The following is a 16,481-nucleotide window of genomic DNA, read 5'->3' on the forward strand; positions in this document are numbered from 1 at the left end:
GGGTGCTCGAGCGGGGTGGCTGCCATGTACCCATCCCAGCAGAGGGCACCGACACTCGAAGGGCTCAGAACGCTGTATCCACAGGGATCTGGCAACCTCGAAAGTAAAATCTCACGACGACCCGAGCCGACCCGCAGGCCGACGTACAGTCAGCGCCCTGCCGAGGCTGCGGGGGTCTCGACGAGCTCGACCAACGGTGGTCGGCTCGACCACCGGCTAGCAGCCGCGCTCGGTGAACGGGCAGAGGTCGGGGACGAGATCCTGGTTGGCCTTGGTGACGTTGCGGACGCTCTCGTCGGCGCTGTCGAGGAGGCCCTCGGACATGCGGTGGCTGGCGAGGAGCGAGCGGCCGACCTGGACGAACTGGTAGATGTCGAGCCCCAAGCCGTCGGTGTAGCCCATCGCGAACGTCACCGTGTCGTCGCCGACCTGCTCGTCGTACGTCGCGAGCTGCCGCCCCTCGGGGGCGCACGACTCCACGGCGGAGGAGCGGATGGCGTCGAGCGCCGCGGTCAGGTCCGCGCTGCGGGAGAACGTGACGAGCTCGCGGTTCTCCCGGTACTCCGGGCCGCTGACGGTGACCGCCAACCGCTCCACGCCGGTGACCGGCCAGACCGCTGCGCCGCAGAGCTCAAGGGCGGGGACGCCCTCGGAGGTCGCGGACGGTCCGTCCACCGGGTCGCCCTCGGGCGAGGACAGGCCGCGGCCGAGCTGGAGCCCCGAGGGGATGGCGCTGATCGCGCCCTCACCCATGCCCGGGTCGGGGTCCCGGGACTCCTCAGGGATCCTCGGCGGTCGCGTGCACGGGTCGGCGGAGAACACGCAGAGCTGGCCGCGGACGACGGCCGAGCGGTTGGCGAGCATGCTGACCGCCTGGTTGACCGCGCTGTCGTCGCCAGCGGATCCGTAGGAGCTGTCCAGGAGCAGTGCGTTGCCCGAGCGGACCACCTCCCAGGTCGTGAGCTGGTCGAGCAGGCCACCGCCCTCGTCGGCGCGCTGGATGAACGAGAAGGAGTCGGCGCCGAGGTCGGCGGTGACCCGCTCGTTGACCAGCGGCAGCCCCGCGCTCTGCTCGTCGCGACCGCAGCCCTCGACGCCCGAGCGGATCGCCTGGAGCGCCTGGGCAGCGGCGTCGTCGTCGGAGTACAGCGCGAGGGTGCGGCCCTGGTAGGCCTCGTTCTCCTCGTAGCGGGCCCCGGCGAGGTCGACCGTGCTGACCGGGTCGGTCGGCGACCACACCGTGGTCCCGCACAGCTCGATGTCGTCGATCCCGGAGCGCGTCGTGACCGACGGCTCGCCGTACATGCCGTTGGCGAGCGGGAAGCCGTCGGGGATCTGCTGCACCCACTCGGTCTGGGGCGCCGGGTCGATCGTCCGGTCCTCGCCACGGTCGGCGAGCATGGCGAGCGGAGCGACGATCGCAGCGACGACCGCGACCGCGGCAGCGCCGGCCAGCGCGTTGTTGCGGCGGCGGATGCGGTTGCCGCGTCGGCGAACCTCGGCGGCGGGGAGGGGAGTCATGGGAGTTCCTGGGACGGTGAAGTTCTCGAGCTCCTCGATCGGGTCACGCATGGCTCGCTCCTTCCTGGAGACCGCCGGGTCTGTCGTCGGCGAGCATCGCGGCGAGCGCCGCACGGCCGCGGCTGAGCCGGGCCTTGATGGTGCCCTCGGGGACGCCGACCTCACGGGCGACGTCGTGGACGGAGAGGTCGGCGATGTGGTGGAGGACCAGGGCCTGGCGCTGCGCCTCGGGCAGCTGCTTGAGCGCCTCGACCAGCGCGACGTGGTTCTCGGACGGCGCGGCCGTCTCGAGCGGCGCGCCGAGCGCCCGGTCGATCGGACGGCGGCCCCGCGTCGTACGTCGCCAGCGACTCACCGCCAAGCGGTACGCCGTGGTGCGCACCCATGCCTCGGGGTGCTCGGCGCGGTCCAGCTTGCGGCGGTGGGCCCAGGCCCGCGCGAACGCCTCCTGGACGCACTCCTGCGCCTCGTCCCGGTTGCCGATCATCGCGTAGACCTGGCCGGTGATCCGCTGGAACGACGCGCTGTAGAACTCGTCGAACTCGCGTTCGTCCATCGACCCTGTTCCCGTCTGTGTGCGGCTCGGCGTGGTGCCGAGTCGATGGGGATACGCCTCGAGGGGCACCACGGTTGCACGCCGACCGCGGAATTCTGCTCAGGCTGCCCGATCAGGGGTCGGTCACGGCCGGGGCATGGCGTCGAGCCGCTCCAGGGCGCGCTCGACCAGGGCGGTGAAGTCCTTGCTCGTCATCTCCGCCGGCGGGTCCGAGACGAATCCGACCTGGGCGAGCGAGGTGCGCAGCCGCACGATGCCCATGAGGAAGCTCACCGAGCGCTTGTCGGTGATCTCCGTCGTCACCCGCCAGACGGTCAGGTCGCGATGCTTGGCGTCGAGGTGGCTGATCCGGTCGACCTCGGTGCCGAACTGCTTCTTCGAGCAGCGCTCGAGCCGGTCGCGGACACCGTCGACGAACGCGGCCGCGCGTCGCTCGGGCAGGGAACCCACGGTCTCGGTGAGGCCGAACTCGTCGCGCAGCCTGGCGCCGGGGATCAGGAACGTGCGGGTGGCGCCGTTGGTCATCGGCGCCTGGTCGAAGGCGGTCTTGTCGCAGCCGGTCGCCGCGGCGTTGTCGCGCGCCTGGCGCGGCTCGGTGCCGACCCAGGGGCGGCGTACGTCGCCGACCGGGGGCAGGTCGACCTCGGCCAGCATGCCCGGCATGGTCGCCACCGGCACGGGGGCGACCTCCTTCAACCGGGGCACGGTCGTGCACGTGCCGGCGCCGGGTCGTCCGCACAGGCCGGTGACGGCGTCTGCGAGCAACGACGCGGACGTCGCCAGCGACGGCTTGCGACCGGCCGGGGTCCGCGTGACCACGGTGGTGGTGAGCTGCCCGGTGCGGGCCACCCCGGCGACGACCGTCGAGGCCGGGTCGTCCCAGGTGCGCAGCACGACCAGCATCGCCTCGTCGCCGATGCCGGCGGCCTCCCGCGTCTCGAGGAGCTGGGCGCGGTCGTCGCCGCACCCGGCGAACCACGCCAGGGCGGTGCGGTAGCCGCGCCCGGCCGCGCGCTCGGAGACCGAGGCCTGGGTGGCCTGCATGGCCTCGGCGGGCTTGGCGCCACGCGAGGAGAAGGTGCGCACGAGTGCGGCGGTGCCCTTGCCATCGGCGTACCGCTCGTCCTGGCAGGGCATCACGAGACCGTCGCCCGAGCTGTTGTCGTCGGTGCGGGTGATCGACCAGGACGGGCCCGGCACCCGGGCCCCGACCTGCTCGGCGGTGAGCAGGGTCTCCTCGGGCACGTCGATCGGCTCCGGGGTCGGCGGCGCGCTCGGCTTGTGCTTGGTCCGGGCCTCCACGCGCTCGCCGGCAAGCGTGGGGCGTACCCCACCGGTGTCGGTGACCAGCGTGCCGGTGACGACCAGCGCCGCCACGGTCGCGGCGACGCCGATCACGGTGTGCGTACGCCGCCGCGCGGCGCCCGAGCGGCGGATGATCGTCGCGCGGGGCCAGCGGCCGTCCTCGACGTGGGCGCGGACGGGGTCGAAGAGTGTCCGGATGCTCGTGGTCGGCACCTCGCGCAGCAGCGCGAGCTGGGACGTGGCGGACTGCAGCTCGCGCTCGGTGTCGGCGCGGGGGAGGCCCACCTCGCGGGCGATCTCGGCCATCGAGGCGGTGGTCAGCTCGGTGAGCAGGAGTGTCTTGCGCTGGACGAGCGGCAGCTTGCCGAGGGCGTCCAGGGTGGCCTTCACCTCGGGGTCGAGCCCCTTCTCCCGGTGCCAGAGCTTGGCGGTGTGCCGCCGCTGGGCATGGGCACAGGCGCGCACCCGCACCCAGGCCTCGGGGTCCTCGAGACGCTGGACCTTGCGCCAGTGGTGGGAGGTGACCACGAAGGAGTCGCGGACCGCGGCGCGCGCGGCTGGGAGGTCGCCGGTCAGGCAGTACGTCAGCAGCAGCAGTCGCGTGCGGACGTCCTTGTAGAACTCGTCGAACTGGTCGGGGTCCCTCATGACGTCGTCCACGGTAACCGAGGGGGACATCCCCGCCGAACCGGCGTGGGAGCCGCGAAGACGCCGCAGGAGCGGGTGATGATGGTCGGGCCATGACCTCGTTGCTGACCGGATCGACCGCCACCCGCCTCGGGTCCGCCCCTGGGTCGGCGCAGCGTGCCGACCCCCGGCACCGCCGACCGTTGGTGCTGGTCGCCACGCTGGGCGGGGCGAGCGCGGCCGTGGCGACCCTCCTGATCTGTCTGGCCGTCGGAGTCGTGGGCTGGTTCCTCGCCGACGCGGGCGCACACGGAACCCCACGCGACGGTCTGCGCGTGGGGGCGCTCGGTTGGTTGCTGGCCCACGGCTCCGGACTCCGTGTCGACGGCGTCGCGGTGAACATCGTCCCCCTCGGCCTGACCTCGCTCGCGGCCTGGGCCGTGTGGCGCCTCGGCCACCGCGTCGGCGACTCGGTGTCGGGCCACGGCCCCGATGCCGACCGCATCGCCGACGGCGAGCGCGACTGGACGGTCGTCAACGCGACCGCCGCCTTCGCGGCCGGCTACCTCGCTGTCGCGGTGGTCACGTTCCGGCTCGCGGCCACCGCCGAGACCGCTCCGTCGCTGGCCCGGGTCGTGGGCTGGTCGCTGCTGCTCTGCGTGACGTTCGGCCTCGCCGCGATCTCGGTCGGTTCCGGGCGGGCCGCGATCTGGGCGGCCTTCGTGCCGGCCTCGGTGCGCGCCGCGGTGGCGGCGTGCCTGCGGGTCCTCGGCACCTACCTCGTGGTCTCGACGGTCGTCTTCGCGGTCGCGCTGGCCGTCGACTTCGGTACGGCGGTCAACGTGATGTCGCGGCTCCACCTGGGCGCAGGCGACGGCACCGTCTACACCGCGCTCACGGCCACCCTCGTGCCCAACGCCGCGGTCTTCGCCGGCTCCTACCTCCTCGGACCCGGCTTCGCCGTGGGTGCGCAGACGCTGGTCTCGCCCACGTCGGTGGTGCTCGGCCCGCTGCCGATGTTCCCGCTCCTCGCGGCCCTGCCCGACAACGGCCCGACGCCGGCCTGGGCGGCGTGCCTCCTCGCCCTGCCGCCCGTGGTCGCCGCGGTCGCGGTCGCCCGCTCGCAGCGGCGGTTCCCGACCCTGCGGTGGGACCACGGCGCGCTGCGCGGCTGCGTCGGCGGCGCGCTCGCAGGCCTGCTGCTCGGCCTGCTCGCCGCGGTCGCGGGCGGCGCGGTCGGGCCGGGCCGGATGCGCGTCGTGGGACCGTTCGCGTTCGACGTGCTCGTCCACGCGATCACCGCGTTCGGCATCGGCGGCCTGCTCGGCGGGCTGCTGATGACCTGGTGGCAGCGTCGGGCCCTCCGAGAGGCTTCCCTAGACTCCAGCGCGTGACGCCTCGTCCCGCCGGCCCTGCTCGCCTCGTGGTGCTCGTCTCCGGGTCGGGCACCAACCTGCAGGCACTTCTCGACGCCACCGCGGACCCGACGTACGGCGCCCAGGTGGTGGCGGTCGGCGCCGACCGTGACGGGATCGAGGGGCTGGCGCGCGCCGAGCGGGTGGGCGTGCCGACGTTCGTGCGCCGGGTCAAGGACTTCACGACCCGCGAGGCGTGGGACGAGGCGCTCGCCGAGTCGGTGGCGGCGTACGAGCCCGACGTCGTCGTGCTGGCGGGCTTCATGAAGCTCGTGGGCGCGGAGTTCCTGGCGCGCTTCGACGGCCGGGTCGTCAACACCCACCCGGCGCTCTCGCCGTCGTTCCCGGGCATGCACGGACCGGCCGACGCGCTGGCGTACGGCGTCAAGGTCACCGGGTGCACGCTGTTCGTCGTCGACGCCGGCGTCGACACCGGCGCGATCCTCGCCCAGCGGGTCGTCGAGGTGCTCCCCGGCGACGACGTGGAGACGCTGCACGAGCGGATCAAGGTCGCCGAGCGGGCGATGCTGGTCGACACCGTCGGCCGGATGGCCAGGACGGGGTGGAGCGTCGAGGGCCGCCGGACCCGGTTCGGCGACGACGCCTGACGGCTCTATGCTGGGCGCACACGACTGGCGCAGGTGGGTGACCACCGGGGAGTGAAGCACGGAGCATCGTCCGCCTGGGTGCTCCCTCTTCCGAGCAGGAGTGTCCGTGTCTGAGCAGTTCTCTGGTCCCGACCACCGCGTCGCCATCCGGCGCGCTCTCGTCTCCGTCTACGACAAGACCGGCCTCGAGGACCTGGTCCGCGGCCTGCACGACGCCGGCGTCGAGCTCGTCTCGACCGGCGGCTCGGCGAAGCTGATCGAGGGCCTCGGTCTGCCGGTGACGAAGGTCGAGGAGCTGACCGGGTTCCCCGAGTGCCTCGACGGACGGGTCAAGACCCTGCACCCCAAGGTGCACGCCGGCATCCTCGCCGACCGCCGCCTCGACACCCACGTCCAGCAGCTCGCCGACCTCGGCGTCGCGCCCTTCGACCTGGTGGTGTCCAACCTCTACCCGTTCCGCGAGACCGTCGCGTCGGGCGCGACGCCGGACGAGTGCGTCGAGCAGATCGACATCGGCGGCCCCTCGATGGTCCGCGCGGCCGCCAAGAACCACCCCTCGGTCGCGATCGTGACCTCGCCCGAGCGCTACGCCGACGTGCTCGCGGCGGTCGCCGCCGGCGGCTTCACGCTCGAGCAGCGCAAGGCGCTGGCCGCCGAGGCGTTCCGGCACACCGCGGCCTACGACGTCGCGGTCGCCGGCTGGTTCGCCTCGACGTACGTGCCCGCCGAGGACGGCTGGCCGGAGTTCGCGGGGGAGACCTGGACCAAGTCCGCGGTCCTCCGCTACGGCGAGAACCCCCACCAGGGGGCTGCCCTCTACACGAGCTCGTCGGAGGGCAGCAGCGGGCTGGCCGGCGCCGAGCAGCTGCACGGCAAGGAGATGTCCTACAACAACTACGTCGACACCGACGCGGCCCGCCGGGCGGCGTACGACTTCGACGAGCCGGCGGTGGCGATCATCAAGCACGCCAACCCGTGCGGCATCGCCGTCGGCGCCGACGTCGCCGAGGCCCACCGGCGCGCGCACGAGTGCGACCCGGTCTCCGCGTTCGGCGGCGTGATCGCGGTCAACCGACCGGTGTCGGTCGAGATGGCCCGCCAGGTGGCCGAGGTGTTCACCGAGGTCATCGTGGCGCCGTCGTACGACGAGGGTGCGGTCGAGATCCTCCAGGGCAAGAAGAACATCCGCATCCTGCGCTGCGCCGACCCGGTCGCGGGCCCCGCGACCGAGCTGCGGCACATCAGCGGCGGCGTGCTCGCCCAGATGCGCGACCAGGTCGACGCCACCGGCGACGACCCCACGACGTGGACCCTCGCCTCCGGCGAGGCGGCCTCGCCGGAGCTGCTCGCCGACCTCGCGTTCGCGTGGAAGGCCTGCCGCTCGGCCAAGTCCAACGCGATCCTGCTGGCCAAGGACGGTGCCTCGGTCGGCATCGGGATGGGCCAGGTCAACCGCGTCGACTCCTGCCGGCTCGCGGTCTCGCGGGCGGGGGAGCGGGCGGCCGGGTCGGTGGCCGCGTCGGACGCGTTCTTCCCGTTCGAGGACGGCCCGCAGATCCTGATCGACGCCGGCGTCACCGCGATCGTCCAGCCCGGAGGCTCCGTGCGCGACGAGCTCACCATCGAGGCCGCCAAGGCCGCGGGCGTCACGATGTACTTCACCGGCACCCGGCACTTCGCGCACTGATCAGACAGGACAGGATGACTCCGTGACCGCACAGAAGCTGGACGGGACCGCGACCCTCAAGGCGATCAAGGCTGAGCTGACCGAGCGCGTGGCGCGACTGCGCGAGCGCGGTGTCGTGCCGGGCCTCGGGACCGTGCTGGTGGGCGACGACCCGGGCTCGCACTGGTACGTCGGCGCCAAGCACAAGGACTGCGCCGAGATCGGCATCCGCTCGATCCGCATCGACCTCCCGGCCACGGCGACCCAGGCCGAGGCGGAGGCGGCGGTCGACGCGCTCAACGACGACCCGGCCTGCACGGGCTTCCTCGTCCAGCAGCCGACGGGCCTCGACGAGTTCGCGCTGCTCTCGCGGGTCCACCCCGACAAGGACGTCGACGGCCTGCACCCGACCAACCTCGGCAAGCTCGTGCTCGGTGAGAGCGGCCCCCTGCCGTGCACGCCGATCGGCTGCATCGAGCTGCTGCGGCGCCACGGTGTCCAGATCGCCGGTGCCGACGTGGTCGTGGTCGGCCGGGGCATCACGGTGGGCCGACCGCTCGGGCTGTTGCTGACCCGCCGCAGCGAGAACGCCACGGTCACGCTGTGCCACACCGGCACCCGCGACCTGGCCGCCCACGTGCGCCAGGCCGACATCGTGGTGGCCGCGGCGGGCGTGCCGAGCATCATCACCGCGGACATGGTCAAGCCGGGTGCGGCCGTGCTCGACGTCGGGGTCTCCCGCGTCGACGGCAAGATCGCCGGCGACGTCGACCCCGGTGTGTGGGAGGTCGCCGACTGGGTGTCGCCGAACCCCGGCGGCGTCGGCCCGATGACCCGCGCCATGCTGCTGACCAACATCGTCGTCGCCGCCGAGCAGCAGCTGGCGTGAGCGAGATCGAGCCCCCCGAGGACCTCGAGCCGGTCTCGGCGGAGGACGGCGGCCGGCGCTACCCCTCGACGATCGGCGGGGCGTTCTACCTCGTGGTCATCGCCGTCACCGCGATCGGGTTCGGCATCGTGGCCACCGGCTCGTGGCGCCAGGGGGTCCGCTGGATCGCCGGCGCGCTGCTGTTCGGCGCCGTCGTGCGGGCGGTCCTGCCCGCCCGGGACGCCGGCATGCTCGCCGTACGCCGTCGCTGGTGGGACTGCTTCCTGCTCGCCGGTGTCGGTGTGGCGCTGATCGTCCTGGCCGGCTCGATCCCCGACCAGCCGCTGTAGCCGCTCCCGAGTCCTCGCGTACGGTCGGTCCGTGACCACCGACTCCTCTGACGCAGGGTCCCTGGCCGACCGGCTCCTCGACGCGCAGGTGGCCTTCCACCTCGCCCGCCTGAGCGGCCCGCAGCTCACCGCGTCCGTGACGCGGTTCGCCGAGGACCTGCTGACGGCCTCCGAGCCGCACCCGATCGAGGAGCTGGTCGACCGCGCGGACGTTGCTCACGTGATCGAGCGTCTGCTCGTCCAGGTGCCCGGCAGCCCGGCGGCGGGTGCGCTCGTGGAGCTCGCGATCCAGGTGCTCCACGACGGCCCCGCCACCTCGTTCCCGCTCGGCGACCTGGCCGACCGCGAGCAGGTGGCGACCCTGCTCGACCACCTGATCGGCCTGAGCCCGGCGCTGGAGGGCGGACTCGAGCGGCTCACCGCGAGCCCGCTGGTCGGCACGGTGGCCTCCCGGTTCATGGGCCGCATCGTGGGCGAGGTGCTCCAGGCCAACAAGGCGGTGACCGACCGGGTGCCCGGCCTCGGCTCGTTGATGTCGTTCGGCACCAGCGCCGCGTCGAAGATGATGGGCGCCGCCGACAAGCAGTTCGAGGGGCTGATCGGCGACACCGTCGGCAAGGGCGGCACGTTCGCCGTACGCCGGCTCAACAAGATCATCCTCGAGACCGTGCGTGACCCCACGACCCGCGAGGCCGTGCTGCAGGTCTGGGACCTGGTCGCCCGCGAGCCCGCCGCGGGGCTGAGCCGCAGCGTCTCGCTCGAGCAGCTCGCCGGCCTCGCGGACGCGGCGCACGACGTGGCGATGACGGCCGTCTCCGCCGAGCCCGCGCAGCAGCTGGTCGACGCGCTGGTGGGGGCGTTCTTCGAGAGGTTCGGCGGCTACAGCCCGGCCGAGCTGCTCGACGAGCTCGAGCTCGACCGGGCCGACGTCGTCGCGGAGGTCGCGCGGCTGGCACCGCCCGTGGTCGACGCCCTGCGCGGGTCGGGGGAGCTGGAGCGGATCATCCGCGCGCAGCTCGCCCCGTTCTACGACTCGGCCGAGGTCAGGTCCCTGCTGGGATGACCTCGGCCGAGTCGGTTGCGCGTGGGTTGCTCAGATGAGCCCGAGCTCCTTGACGGCCTCGCGCTCGTCGGCGAGCTCCGCGGTGGAGGCGTCGATCTTGCCGCGCGAGAAGTCGTCGATCTCCAGGCCCTGGACGATCTCCCAGTCGCCGTCCTTGGTGGTGACGGGGAAGGAGGAGATCAGGCCCTCCGGCACGCCGTAGGAGCCGTCGGAGGCGACCGCCATCGACACCCAGTCGCCCTCGGCGCTGCCGAACAGCCAGTCGCGGGCGGCGTCGATGGTCGCGGAGGCGGCCGACGCGGCGGAGGACGAGCCCCGGGCCTCGATGATCGCGGCGCCGCGCTTGGCGACGGTCGGGATGAAGGTGCTCTCGATCCACTCCTGGTCACCGACCACCTCGGCGGCGTTGCGGCCGCCGATCTCGGCGTGGAACACGTCGGGGTACTGCGTGGCGGAGTGGTTGCCCCAGATCGTCATCTTCTTGATGTCGGTGACGTCGGCGCCGGTCTTGGCGGCCAGCTGCGAGATCGCCCGGTTGTGGTCGAGACGGGTCAGGGCCGAGAAGCGCGCCTGCGGGATGTCGGGGGCGTTGGTCATCGCGATGAGCGCGTTGGTGTTGGCGGGGTTGCCGGTCACGCCGATGCGGACGTCGTCGGCGGCCACCTTGTTGAGCGCCTTGCCCTGGGCGGTGAAGATCGCGCCGTTGGCCGAGAGCAGGTCACCGCGCTCCATGCCCGGACCGCGCGGACGCGCGCCGACGAGCAGGGCGAGGTTGACGCCGTCGAAGATCTTCTCGGCGTCGTCGCCGATCTCGACACCGGCGAGCTGGGGGAAGGCGCAGTCGTCGAGCTCCATGACGACGCCCTCGAGCGCCTTCAGCGCCGGGGTGATCTCCAGCAGGCGCAGCTCGATCGGGCGGTCGCCGAGCAGCGAGCCGCTCGCGAGGCGGAACAGCAGGCTGTAGCCGATCTGACCGGCGGCACCGGTGACGGCCACCTTCAACGGGGTAGAGCTCACAACGACTCCTTCACGCGACGGGTTCCTCCTCCCGACGCTAGCAGCGCTGCCCCGTCCTGCGATGCTGGGGTCCATGACCGTGCGGGCCCTCCTCCTCGCGGCCGTCCTGGCCGTGGCGCCGGCGCTCGCAGGCTGCGGTACGGCGTCCTCGCCCAGCCCGCCGGCCGGCGTCGACGAGCTGACCATCCCCACGCCCTCACCCGACCCCGGCGACTTCGTCGCGGAGGTCGACAACCCGTGGCTGCCGCTGCCGGTCGGTGACACCTGGGTCTACTCCGTCACCGACGCCGAGGGTCCCCATCGGCTCACCGTGACGGTGGAGCGTGGGCCCGAGGTCGCCGGCGTCGCCACGACCAGCCGGGTCAGCGCGGAGCCCTCCGGGACGGTGACGGACTGGTTCGCCCAGGACGAGGAGGGCAACGTCTGGTGGTTCGGTCGCGAGGGCGTCTGGCGAGCGGGGGAGGACGGCGCCGAGGCCGGCGTCGCGATGCTCGCCCGCCCACGGATCGGCGACGGCTACCGCACGGCGTACGCGGCCGGGGTCGTCGAGGACACCGCGCGGGTGACCGCTCTCGACGGCGAGGCTGACGTGGCCGCAGGCTCGTACGACGACCTGGTGATGGTTGAGCAGCAGAGCCGCCTCCAGCCCGGAGCGGTGGCCGAGCTGGCCTACGCTCGCGGGGTCGGGCTGGTGCAGGCCTCCGAGGTGTCCGGCAGCTACCGCACCGTCCGGCTGGTCACTGCGCCGGAGTCCTGATGCCCGGCACGGTGGCGCTCATCTCCAGAGCGGGATCAGCCCGCTCGTCCTCGTCATAGCCCCAGAGGGCGGCGCCGGCCTGGCTCTTCGAGAAGAAGACGTTGGAACGGGGTACGCCGCGCATCAGGGCTCGGAATTCCCGCTCGGCCCTCCTCCGATTCCACATGTCCGCACCTCGCACAGGTGGGCGCACGCTCAGCGGCAGGAGCGAGCGCTAGTTCGACGGGGGAGGGGCCCGAGCCCCTGCGTCAGGTCGAGATCCGCCTCACGGGCGGTAGAGCTCGGATGCTTGGACGACGTGGCCGTGAGCGCGCCAGATCGCCACGGGCACACGCCGTTGCGATGCAACTCGGACGAGGTCGGTGCACTCCACGGCGTGGTCCCACCCGCTCGCGTCGCTCGAAGCGGCGTATTCGATGAGTATCGCTCCGCTGCACACAGTGTGAGGTGTGAGCACCACGGGGCGGCTCGGTCCGTCGGGCACATCGAAGTAGTCACCAGGGAACGGGTACTCGAGATCGTGCTCGCGGGCGTACGCCTGACCCTCCGCGTCGTTCCCGAGCGTCCGGAAGGGGGCCAGGGTCAGGCCCTGGGCGGTGGCTCTCAGCCAACCCGTCTCGGGCGCGGGGTCGGGACACCCTTCCTTCGGTTCGGGGAACCCGATGCTGGGGTCGCAGGGCATCTCAGCCGGGGCGGCCGCCGTCGGCTCGACGTCGGGCGATGGCGCCGACGGCTCGGTGGCCACCGACGGCGCCACCGAGGGGGTCGAGGTCGCGGTTGCATCGGGCGAGGCATTCCCGCACGAGGCAGCCGCCAGGAAGAGGACGAGCATCCCCGCGCCGGCTGAAAGTCGCTCCACACTCATCGGACGCACTGCCACGCGAGGTGGTTGCCACAGCCCGAGGCCTCCCTACTCGCCTGAGAGGCGGCGAGCCCCCGACACCGAAGCGTCGGGGGCTCGCAGAGCAGAGGTTCGCAGGTGCGCCTCGGCGGTCAGCCCTCAGTCGGCTCCGGCGACTCCGTCGGCTCCGCACGGCAGTCGTCCAGCCGCGCCTGGGCCTTCTCGACGCGCTGGGCCTGCGCCTTCTTGGCCTTCTGGTTCTTCTTGGTCTTGTGCTCCTGGTACTTCGCCTGGAGCTCGGTGTACTTGGCGCTGGCCCGGTCGTACTGGGCCTGTTGCTGGGCATAGGGGTCGGTCGGAGCCGGCGCTTCGTCGGCCACAGCCGGTGCGACCGAGAGGGCACCGAGGGCGAAGATCGAGACGATGGGGAGAGCGAGCGGGCGCTTTATGTGGTCCTCCGAGGGTCGCGGAACGTGACATCCGGTACCTGTCGCCACGGCCGTCGGCTGTTACATGCAAGTACCTGGCAATGAGTGCGCGCGCTCGGGGCGGTGCGCCACTACCGTGGCCGGATGCTCCCGGCTGCGACCTCCCGCGAGGAGATGCTCGACCGACTGGCCGACGTCGTCGAGTCCGTCGCGGTCGACCATCCGACCCGGGTTGCCATCGACGGGCCGCCCGCAGCCGGCAAGACCACGATGGCGGACGAGCTGGGGGCCGTCCTGCGCGAGCGCGGGCGCGAGGTCATCCGGGCGACGATCGACGACTTCCTCGTGCCCACGGCGCAGCGTTACCGGCGCGGCGAGTATTCAGGTGAGGGGTGCTACCTCGACGCCCACGACACCGACGCGTTGAATCGGGTCCTGCTCGATCCGCTCGGCCCGGGCGGAGGTCGGCACATCCGACAGACGGTCTACGACCACGCCACCGATGCGGCGCTGTCTCCACCTGGCATCACCGCCCGCGCTGACGCTGTGCTGCTCTTCGACGGCGTGTTCCTCCTGCGTCCGGAGCTGATCGACCGGTGGGAGCTGCGCATCGTCGTGACGACAGCGATCGAGAGTCTCGTGGATCGTGCCGTGGGCCGCGAGCGCCGTGTGCCGAGCGAGGTGCAGAGGCGCTGGCGCGAGCGCTACCTCCCCGCGCAGCAGCTCTACGTCTCGACGGTGAGCCCACTCGACTACGCCGACATCGTGGTGCACAACGACGAGCCGCTGCAGCCGGTCTGGGCCGTCCGGACGCGCTGAGCGCTAGCTGGGCGGCCTGATCTGGGTGCCGCCGTCGCCCTGCTCGCTCTCGGGCCGGGTGCCTTCAGGCGCGTTGCCTTCGGGCCAGTGCTGCTGCTCGGGCACCGCCTCGGTGGCGGGGTGCTCCGCGGCGCGTGCCCGGGTGGCCTCCTCCTCAGCGGCCTGCTGGGCCCGCCACTGCTCGGGCGTCTGCCCGACGGGGTGCCACTGCTGACCGATCGGGTCCCACTGCCAGCCGTCCTGGATGATCGGCGCGGCCGCCTGGGTGGTCTGGGTCGTCTGGGTGTCCTGGTTCCACTGCTGCTGGTAGAGGTCGGGCGCCGCGTAGCCCGGCGCCTGCCGGGCGGTCCGCGGCCACCGCAGGCTCATGCCCGATCCGGGCACCGGGTCGCTCGAGCGCCCGAACAGCAGCGGGTAGGCCAGGCCGGCGGCCACGGCGCCGAGCAGCGGGGCCGGGATGAACACCCAGAGCTGGATGATCGGGTCGGGGCCGGCGAACAGGGCCGGCCCGATCGAGCGCGCGGGGTTGACCGACGTACCGGTCGCAGGGATCGCGACGAAGTGGATCGCCGCGAGCGTCAGCCCGATCGTCAGCGGGGCCAGCGCGGGGTGCTCGTTGCGCTCGTCGGTGACCGCGAGGATCACCATCACGAACACGCAGGTGAGCAGCATCTCCAGCAGGAAGGCCGCCCACCAGGCGTAGCCGCTGCCCTGGTCGCCGAAGGAGTTCTGGCCCATGTGGCCCTTGGCGTCGAACCCCTCGAAGCCCTGCAGCAGCACGAACAGCGCGAGCGCGCCGAGGATGGCACCGGCCAGCTGGGCCAGCACGTAGAACCCGACCTGCCGCCACGCCAGGCGGCCGCTGACCGCGGCCCCCACCGAGACCGCCGGGTTGAAGTGGGCACCGCTGATCCGGCCGAACGCGTAGGCCATCACCAGCACGGCCAGGCCGAACGTCAGACCCACGGTGCCCAAGGTGGTCGAGAAGTCGGCCGCCCCGGCGTACACGAGCGACCCGCAGCCGAAGAACACCAGCACGAACGTGCCGATGACCTCGGCCGAGAGCTGCTGGCGGAGCGTGGGCTGGGCGGCCACCTCGGCCGCGGGAGGTACGGAGTCGGCCATGGTCCTGCTCCCTCTTGTCGGGATCGCGCGCGTCCCCCGCGGACGCGGCGAGTGCACTCTACCCACGCGGAGACCCGGGTAGACCTGCTCTCGGAGCCGGTGCGAAGGTGGAGTCGTCGGACCCGTCAGGTATCTTGACGTCAAGGAACTTTCCTCGAGCTCAGGAGTCGTCGCGCATGGCCACGATCATCTACACCCACACCGACGAGGCGCCGCTGCTCGCGACGTACTCGTTCCTGCCGATCATCCAGGCGTACGCCGCGAAGGCCGGTGTGGAGGTGGAGACCCGCGACATCTCGCTGGCGGGTCGGATCCTGGCTCAGTTCGACCTCGCCGACGATGCCCTCACCGAGCTCGGTGACCTGGCCAAGCGGCCCGAGGCCAACATCATCAAGCTGCCGAACGTCTCCGCGTCGGTGCCGCAGCTCAAGGCGGCGATCAAGGAGCTCCAGGACCAGGGCTTCGACATCCCGGCCTACCCCGAGAACCCGCAGTCCGAGGAGGACAAGGAGATCCGGGCGCGCTACGACAAGGTCAAGGGCTCCGCGGTCAACCCGGTCCTGCGCCAGGGCAACTCCGACCGGCGGGCTCCCGCGTCGGTGAAGAACTACGCCAAGGCCTACCCCCACCGCATGGGCGCCTGGAGCTCCGACTCCAAGACCAACGTCGCGACGATGGGCGAGCACGACTTCAAGAGCAACGAGAAGTCCGTCGTCATCGCGGCCGACGACTCGCTGCGCATCGAGCTCGAGGCCGCCGACGGCACGACCACCGTGCTCAAGGAGTCGGTGCCGGTGCTGGCCGGCGAGGTCGTCGACGCCACCGTCCTCCAGGTGGCCCACCTGCACGGCTTCCTGCGCAACGCCATCGCGCGCGCCAAGGAGGAGGGCGTGCTGTTCAGCGTGCACCTCAAGGCCACGATGATGAAGGTCTCCGACCCGATCATCTTCGGCCACGTCGTGAAGGCCTACTTCGAGCCGGTCTTCGCGAAGTACGGCGAGGACCTCGCGGCCGCCGGTCTGAGCGCCAACGACGGCCTCGGCGGCATCCTCGCCGGCCTGGACAAGCTGTCCAACGGCGCCGAGATCAAGGCCGCCTTCGAGCAGGCCCTCGCCGACGGCCCGGAGCTCGCGATGGTCGACTCCGACCGGGGCATCACCAACCTGCACGTCCCCTCCGACGTGATCGTCGACGCCTCGATGCCCGCGATGATCCGCACCTCGGGCCACATGTGGGGCGCCGACGGCCAGGAGCACGACACGCTCGCCGTCATCCCCGACTCCTCCTACGCCGGCGTCTACCAGACGGTGATCGACGACTGCCGCGAGCACGGCGCCTTCGACCCGGCCACGATGGGCTCGGTGCCCAACGTCGGCCTGATGGCCCAGGCGGCCGAGGAGTACGGCTCCCACGACAAGACCTTCGAGATCCCGGCCGCCGGCACCGTGCGCGTCGTCGACGGCTCCGGCAGCGTGCTCATCGAGCACGACGTCGAGGCCGGCGACATCTGGCGCG

16 protein-coding genes are annotated in these 16,481 nt (G+C 72.3%); 9 read left to right on the forward strand and 7 right to left on the reverse strand.

Annotation, left to right across the window (positions count from 1 at the left end):
- Positions 1 to 216: 216 nt before the first annotated feature.
- The 3 genes from Q0L15_RS24275 to Q0L15_RS24285 form a co-directional block, all read right to left on the reverse strand.
- Entirely contained in the window at positions 217 to 1,572 is a 1,356-nt protein-coding gene (locus Q0L15_RS24275; protein WP_296607426.1) for a hypothetical protein, read from the reverse strand.
- A complete protein-coding gene (locus tag Q0L15_RS24280; RefSeq protein ID WP_296607427.1) occupies positions 1,565 to 2,077 on the reverse strand; it encodes a SigE family RNA polymerase sigma factor in 513 nt (170 codons plus the stop codon). Before Q0L15_RS24280 ends, Q0L15_RS24275 begins: the two co-directional genes overlap by 8 nt.
- A gap of 123 nt (positions 2,078 to 2,200) precedes the next feature.
- Positions 2,201 to 4,030: a hypothetical protein gene (locus tag Q0L15_RS24285; RefSeq protein WP_296607428.1), complete on the reverse strand. Its 1,830-nt coding sequence runs from the start codon at positions 4,028 to 4,030 to the stop codon at positions 2,201 to 2,203.
- 92 nt (positions 4,031 to 4,122) lie between these two features.
- On the opposite strand from Q0L15_RS24285, the gene Q0L15_RS24290 reads away from it, so the two are divergent.
- From Q0L15_RS24290 to Q0L15_RS24315, 6 genes are all read left to right on the forward strand, one after another.
- Positions 4,123 to 5,403 (forward strand): DUF6350 family protein, encoded by a 1,281-nt coding sequence (locus Q0L15_RS24290; protein ID WP_296607429.1) that lies wholly within the window; start codon positions 4,123 to 4,125, stop codon positions 5,401 to 5,403.
- Positions 5,400 to 6,032: a phosphoribosylglycinamide formyltransferase gene (purN, locus tag Q0L15_RS24295; RefSeq protein WP_296607430.1), complete on the forward strand. Its 633-nt coding sequence runs from the start codon at positions 5,400 to 5,402 to the stop codon at positions 6,030 to 6,032. Before Q0L15_RS24290 ends, purN begins: the two co-directional genes overlap by 4 nt.
- A 106-nt stretch (positions 6,033 to 6,138) precedes the next feature.
- Complete coding sequence (purH, locus tag Q0L15_RS24300) at positions 6,139 to 7,719, forward strand: bifunctional phosphoribosylaminoimidazolecarboxamide formyltransferase/IMP cyclohydrolase (RefSeq protein WP_296607431.1); 1,581 nt, start codon at positions 6,139 to 6,141, stop codon at positions 7,717 to 7,719.
- Positions 7,720 to 7,741: 22 nt separating this feature from the next.
- Entirely contained in the window at positions 7,742 to 8,587 is an 846-nt protein-coding gene (locus Q0L15_RS24305; RefSeq protein ID WP_296607432.1) for a bifunctional methylenetetrahydrofolate dehydrogenase/methenyltetrahydrofolate cyclohydrolase, read from the forward strand.
- Positions 8,584 to 8,916 carry a DUF3017 domain-containing protein gene (locus Q0L15_RS24310; protein ID WP_296607433.1) on the forward strand — a complete coding sequence of 111 codons (333 nt, stop codon included), beginning with the start codon at positions 8,584 to 8,586 and terminating at the stop codon, positions 8,914 to 8,916. The genes Q0L15_RS24305 and Q0L15_RS24310 overlap by 4 nt, the downstream gene beginning before the upstream one ends.
- A 31-nt stretch (positions 8,917 to 8,947) precedes the next feature.
- A complete protein-coding gene (locus Q0L15_RS24315) occupies positions 8,948 to 9,979 on the forward strand; it encodes a hypothetical protein (protein WP_296607434.1) in 1,032 nt (343 codons plus the stop codon).
- 30 nt (positions 9,980 to 10,009) lie between these two features.
- Here Q0L15_RS24315 and Q0L15_RS24320 read toward each other — a convergent pair whose 3' ends face one another.
- On the reverse strand, positions 10,010 to 10,996 hold the full coding sequence (locus tag Q0L15_RS24320) for a malate dehydrogenase (RefSeq protein WP_296607435.1): 987 nt from the start codon (positions 10,994 to 10,996) through the stop codon (positions 10,010 to 10,012).
- A gap of 73 nt (positions 10,997 to 11,069) precedes the next feature.
- On the opposite strand from Q0L15_RS24320, the gene Q0L15_RS24325 reads away from it, so the two are divergent.
- The gene (locus Q0L15_RS24325) at positions 11,070 to 11,753 is read left to right on the forward strand and encodes a hypothetical protein (RefSeq protein WP_296607436.1); all 684 of its coding nucleotides are present in this window, start codon (positions 11,070 to 11,072) and stop codon (positions 11,751 to 11,753) included.
- A gap of 265 nt (positions 11,754 to 12,018) precedes the next feature.
- On the opposite strand, the gene Q0L15_RS24330 is transcribed toward Q0L15_RS24325, so the two are convergent.
- Together Q0L15_RS24330 and Q0L15_RS24335 are read right to left on the reverse strand one after the other, a co-directional pair.
- Positions 12,019 to 12,498 (reverse strand): hypothetical protein, encoded by a 480-nt coding sequence (locus Q0L15_RS24330; protein WP_296607437.1) that lies wholly within the window; start codon positions 12,496 to 12,498, stop codon positions 12,019 to 12,021.
- Between the two features lie 248 nt (positions 12,499 to 12,746).
- Positions 12,747 to 12,974, reverse strand: a complete 228-nt coding sequence (locus Q0L15_RS24335; protein WP_296607438.1) for a hypothetical protein — start codon at positions 12,972 to 12,974, stop codon at positions 12,747 to 12,749.
- A 192-nt stretch (positions 12,975 to 13,166) separates the two neighbouring features.
- Between Q0L15_RS24335 and Q0L15_RS24340 the strand changes: the two genes are divergently transcribed.
- Positions 13,167 to 13,841, forward strand: a complete 675-nt coding sequence (locus tag Q0L15_RS24340; RefSeq protein WP_296607439.1) for a uridine kinase — start codon at positions 13,167 to 13,169, stop codon at positions 13,839 to 13,841.
- A gap of 3 nt (positions 13,842 to 13,844) precedes the next feature.
- Here the strand turns inward: Q0L15_RS24340 and Q0L15_RS24345 are convergent, their stop codons facing one another.
- On the reverse strand, positions 13,845 to 14,966 hold the full coding sequence (locus tag Q0L15_RS24345) for an MIP/aquaporin family protein (RefSeq protein WP_296607440.1): 1,122 nt from the start codon (positions 14,964 to 14,966) through the stop codon (positions 13,845 to 13,847).
- A 176-nt stretch (positions 14,967 to 15,142) separates the two neighbouring features.
- Here Q0L15_RS24345 and Q0L15_RS24350 point away from each other — a divergent pair.
- Positions 15,143 to 16,481, forward strand: a 1,339-nt coding sequence (locus Q0L15_RS24350; protein ID WP_296607441.1) for an NADP-dependent isocitrate dehydrogenase, incomplete at its 3' end; no start/stop codon positions are given.

This window comes from Nocardioides sp. (assembly GCF_024509035.1).
Lineage (GTDB): Bacteria > Actinomycetota > Actinomycetes > Propionibacteriales > Nocardioidaceae > Nocardioides.

Bases quoted from the DNA above. Each gene is read 5' to 3' on its own strand.
- Q0L15_RS24290 (WP_296607429.1), top strand. From the start codon at position 4,123: ATGACCTCGTTGCTGACCGGATCGACCGCCACCCGCCTCGGGTCCGCC.
- Q0L15_RS24325 (WP_296607436.1), top strand. From the start codon at position 11,070: ATGACCGTGCGGGCCCTCCTCCTCGCGGCCGTCCTGGCCGTGGCGCCG.
- Q0L15_RS24345 (WP_296607440.1), bottom strand. From the start codon at position 14,966: ATGGCCGACTCCGTACCTCCCGCGGCCGAGGTGGCCGCCCAGCCCACG.
- Q0L15_RS24275 (WP_296607426.1), bottom strand. From the start codon at position 1,572: ATGCGTGACCCGATCGAGGAGCTCGAGAACTTCACCGTCCCAGGAACT.
- Q0L15_RS24285 (WP_296607428.1), bottom strand. From the start codon at position 4,030: ATGAGGGACCCCGACCAGTTCGACGAGTTCTACAAGGACGTCCGCACG.
- Q0L15_RS24280 (WP_296607427.1), bottom strand. From the start codon at position 2,077: ATGGACGAACGCGAGTTCGACGAGTTCTACAGCGCGTCGTTCCAGCGG.
- Q0L15_RS24340 (WP_296607439.1), top strand. From the start codon at position 13,167: ATGCTCCCGGCTGCGACCTCCCGCGAGGAGATGCTCGACCGACTGGCC.